2 protein-coding genes and 3 pseudogenes are annotated in these 4160 nt (G+C 34.4%); 3 read left to right on the top strand and 2 right to left on the bottom strand.

The annotated features are described in order from the left end of the window. Positions 1–155 precede the first annotated feature (155 nt). Positions 156–500, bottom strand: a complete 345-nt coding sequence (locus tag ACFWE9_RS26160; RefSeq protein WP_377359569.1) for a hypothetical protein — start codon at positions 498–500, stop codon at positions 156–158. A gap of 306 nt (positions 501–806) precedes the next feature. Between ACFWE9_RS26160 and ACFWE9_RS26155 the strand changes: the two are divergent. From ACFWE9_RS26155 to ACFWE9_RS26145, 3 genes and pseudogenes are all read left to right on the top strand, one after another. Next, positions 807–1430: pseudogene (locus ACFWE9_RS26155) on the top strand (LysR substrate-binding domain-containing protein); the annotation flags it as partial. 412 nt (positions 1431–1842) lie between these two features. Further along, entirely contained in the window at positions 1843–2109 is a 267-nt protein-coding gene (locus tag ACFWE9_RS26150; protein WP_230162795.1) for a hypothetical protein, read from the top strand. Positions 2110–3042: 933 nt separating this feature from the next. After that, positions 3043–3141, top strand: a pseudogene (locus tag ACFWE9_RS26145) (hypothetical protein); the annotation flags it as partial. 321 nt (positions 3142–3462) lie between these two features. Here ACFWE9_RS26145 and ACFWE9_RS26140 read toward each other — a convergent pair. Beyond that, a pseudogene (locus ACFWE9_RS26140) lies at positions 3463–3938 on the bottom strand (nucleotidyltransferase family protein). Positions 3939–4160 lie beyond the last annotated feature (222 nt).

Genomic DNA, 4160 nt, shown 5'->3' with positions numbered 1-4160 from the left:
ATGGACACCCTTGCATTAAGCTAACCATTACTACTGCCTTCATGGTTCGGGACTCGCACCCTATAGATTGCACCCATGCCGGGCGCACGAAAAAGGCTGCCTCTGCAACCTTCCTTATTGTAGTAAAGCACCCTGTTATCTATATTTCCTTTATATTAATTCAATTTAAGGATGTTTAAATGCTTCGTTGTAGAAATCAAATCTATTTTATGATTTCCTTTTGTGTAAAAAACGGAAGCCCCTTCTCTTTCTCCCTTTTTCCATCCATTCGCTTTAATGACTAATTCATATCCAAATGGTATGCCATTTTCTTCCGATGCTTTTGACCAATCATAACTTTTTCCTTGTTCATTTTCCTGGACTAGCTCAGCATTTTTAGGAACTGGGAAGTCAAATGAATCTTTTGTTGATTCGTATAGAGATAACGTTATGAAATAATAAATGACTCCACCTATCAAACGCGTAGCTAAAGTAAGTGTCCAACCAACCATTTTCTTCATTTTACTTACCCTTCCTTCATAGGTTGTTATTTGGATCGATACTCCAAACAACTATTTGTTTCTACATATTCTATTCAAATTGTGGATTATCCTTCTTCAACTAAACTGCCCCGTTAGTGCCATAAGAAAAAGAGCTGCCAAAGCACCCGTAATCTCAATAAGAGGTACCTCCAACATTTATAATTTTATCCTATCAACAGATATGGAGACTATTGTGTCATTTTCCTAATTAAGAACATAAGTTGATATTACCCATTTAAGTAGTTCCTCCTTAAACTAAAAGGAGATGTTTCTACTAGTGGTTCTTTAATAATTGGAGCTATTGAATCTACTGCAACCGTCAGACTTCCTCTCCTATTTTCTAATTATCATGAGCAATACCCTGATGTAGACATAACCTTAGTAACAAACACAAGTGAAGAACTAATACGAGCTTTGTTAAAGTGCGAAATTGATTGCGCTTTTGTAGCAGGTAATGTGGATCATCCGGAAATTGTTCAAGAAACAGTTTTTCATGAACAACTTGTTTTTGTCACCCAGCCACTTCACCCTCCGATAAAAGAACTAAAGGATTTGTATAATTCGAAATTGTATTTGTATCGGCCTGGCTGTTATTATCGATTAAAGTTAGAATCCTGGTTACAAGAAGAAGGAATTATTCCTACGAAAATAAATGAACTTGGAAACTTAGATATAATACTGAATTGTGTAAGAGCAGGGTTAGGTATAGCTTTAATGGTCAAAACCTTTGCTGAACCATATGAGGCAAAGGGATTGGTTCGTTGTCACCCAATTCCGAAAAAAGACGCTACTGTAACTACTTCTTTCATTTATAGAAGAGATAACATTATGCAACCCATGCTTAAATTACTTGAGGATACAATAAAACAGGAAGGTATGGAAAGTCAGCACAAATTTGTTGTTATATAATACGGTTTTCTTTTATTTGCGGTATATTGGGGGAATTATAAGAACCCGTTCCCTTAGCGTACAGGGTGCTGGTTTTTTGTGGCCCTGATGATTGTATAGTCAAACCCTGCAGTTTGAGCCACTGGATTAAGAATGCGCATCTACCAGATTAAGTGGTTCCTACCTGCCTTAGCTTTTTGTTAACATTGATGTTGATTTTTGAACAAATAAAAGAGACCACTTATTGTTAAATATATAAGGACAATAGTTACCTAAAAATAAAGCCTGTATCTTAGATTACCAAGTAATCATTGATACAGGCTATTTTTGTTCTTCAACTAACCCACAAAATGCAATCCCTTTAAAAGAGGTGGTTAAAGAGTGTTAGCATATATATAATTCTTAGGTTGTTCAAAGACAGGTAGGTGGTCCAATGGATTTTATTCAATTAATTTCAGATGTAATTATCCTAATGAAACCTACTTCCTATTCCAAGCTAAAAATGGCAATAGAAAATCTAAGTTCTGAAGGGTGGTTTAGGGAGCTATATGCGGATGCTCGGTACACTAAGGTTATTTGGCATAATAACAATATTAAAAAGGTTCTTTTACTTCCTGGAAACGTCGAGATGATAAAAAAGGATGAGAAAAAGGCACAAGAATTTATCGAACTAGTGAAGAGCAGTATAAGTAACAAATAAATCAATCAATAAAATGATAATTACTTAAATGACGGCTACCTTTCCTAGGTGGCTTTTCTAATACCTTTTGTAGTTTTTTTACAAAGACCTAAGGATCCTCTATTCTACTTAATTTTGTATTTTAGTAAATCACTTTTCAACTATCCTGCCCCGATAGTTGCAATAAAAAAAGGAACTACTGATCATTTCTAGATGTTCCAAAAAAATACGCTTAGTTAAAGCCAAAATTCCACATTTTCTTTACGGTTCCGAAATCCCGTAGGCCAAAGCTAGAGCAAAAGTAAAAAAAGATAAAGCAATAAAAAATAGGCCATTTGATAAAACACTGATTACTCTTATACCAAATTGCTTTGCCTTAGTTCCCAAAATCAAAGCCACTAAAAATCCAATATCGATTAAAAAAAATAAAAAAATGGATATCCTTAAATCTAAATTCGGTACCGACCTGCCGATAAAAAAACCATTAATGCAGCTATAACTAGAACAACAGTTAATATCAAAGGTATTGCTTCTTGTTTATTCGATTTGATTGTATTTTCCAAAACCCCACCCCCTCCACCCTCACAATACCAAAATTTACCTAAATGGAAAAAGGAATAATCTCTGTAAAAACATCCTTAAAACACATTATCTATATTTTAAAGTTTAATCATTGAAAAACTCTAAAAAGCAACCCGGCTTAGAAGAGTACTGTTATCAAATTTTGAGCTATTTAATAAACCAATCCTAGCAAGGGTTCCATCAGTTGTTATAGCGCTTTGTGAATACACTAAGCTTATTCAACTAACCTGCCCCGTTAGTTCTACAACTATTTCCTTTGCATTAAGCTTGTCCACAAAAATTCTTTTCCGAAAAATTCACTTGGTTGAGTAATCTTTTTCATTACCCTTAAACTAATGATATCAAAATCCTTTGTGAATATTTCTTTAAGTTGCTACATACGGCAGTCTTGGTGGCATCATTGTGCTAATGATCTGGTTTTATTTATCTGGGCTCCTCATCATTATAGGGGGGAAATCAATGCCTTCATAAATGAAGATCATCCAAAATGTGAATGAGCTTCCTTCAGTTCCCTTAATAACTGAAAGCCCTTCAACTAACACTAATCAAGAAATAACATCTTGTATTGGGGAGGAATTCTTTCATGAGTAAGAAAGGAAAGCATAAGGGTAAAAAGGGGAACCATAAAACATCAAGTTCTGCAAATGGGCAGAATGGCGATCATTAAAAAGTTAAGCTGCATACAAAAGGGAGCCTTTCAGGCTCCCTTTTGTACAGTATGATTCTTGTAAGAATCGTACATTAAGAAGGGATTTTGATGTGGTTAACTTTTATCTTATTCCAAGTTGATTTCTAATTCTTTTTTGTTATACGATCTTCGTAAATTTCCACTCGCTCTTTAGTCTCTTTAAAATAAGGTGTTGATTTTACCTTTAAATTAATAACATCACTAATTCCACAAGGGACAGTTAATATTCCATTGTCATTTCCATCTAACTTTACTCCTAAAGCTGTTGCTGTTTCTGGAAACTTCGATATAGCATCAACAGACGAAGAATAAGGAGGCATATTACTTTTAACATGCATTCTCGCTTCATTCTTTACCGACCAAGGGATATTGGGTATAAGGGATTTTAGTTTTTTTCGATTTTCGTTTCTTCTAATTTTTCAATATTTGTTGGATCAAAATAGATCACATCAATATCTGGAATAGTTGTTCTTACGCTAAAATCGTGTAACACATCCCAGACCTTCGATCGGATAAATCCAGATCATATCCACCAAACAGGCAAATTCAATGATCTGGCAGATTCTAATATTTCCATCATCCTTTTATCTTCTCTAATTAGCGAAACGATTTTTTCCTCATTAATCACTTTAAAATTACTCCTTGTAAAATGTATTTCATTAGTTATTCTTTAACTTCAGATGCAAATCCTTCTTCAACTAACCTGCCCCGTAAGTTCATTAACAAAGTATCAAACTTTATTTCATGTCTACACAAACACCTTTTCCTGTATGGCTCGTACCTTTTGTAGCCTAAACTTCAC

The organism is Peribacillus sp. NPDC060253, from assembly GCF_042727425.1.
GTDB lineage: Bacteria > Bacillota > Bacilli > Bacillales > DSM-1321 > Peribacillus.
This window is presented reverse-complemented; position numbering and strand designations above follow the sequence as displayed.

Bases quoted from the DNA above. Each gene is read 5' to 3' on its own strand.
- ACFWE9_RS26160 (WP_377359569.1), bottom strand. From the start codon at position 500: ATGAAGAAAATGGTTGGTTGGACACTTACTTTAGCTACGCGTTTGATA.
- ACFWE9_RS26150 (WP_230162795.1), top strand. From the start codon at position 1,843: ATGGATTTTATTCAATTAATTTCAGATGTAATTATCCTAATGAAACCT.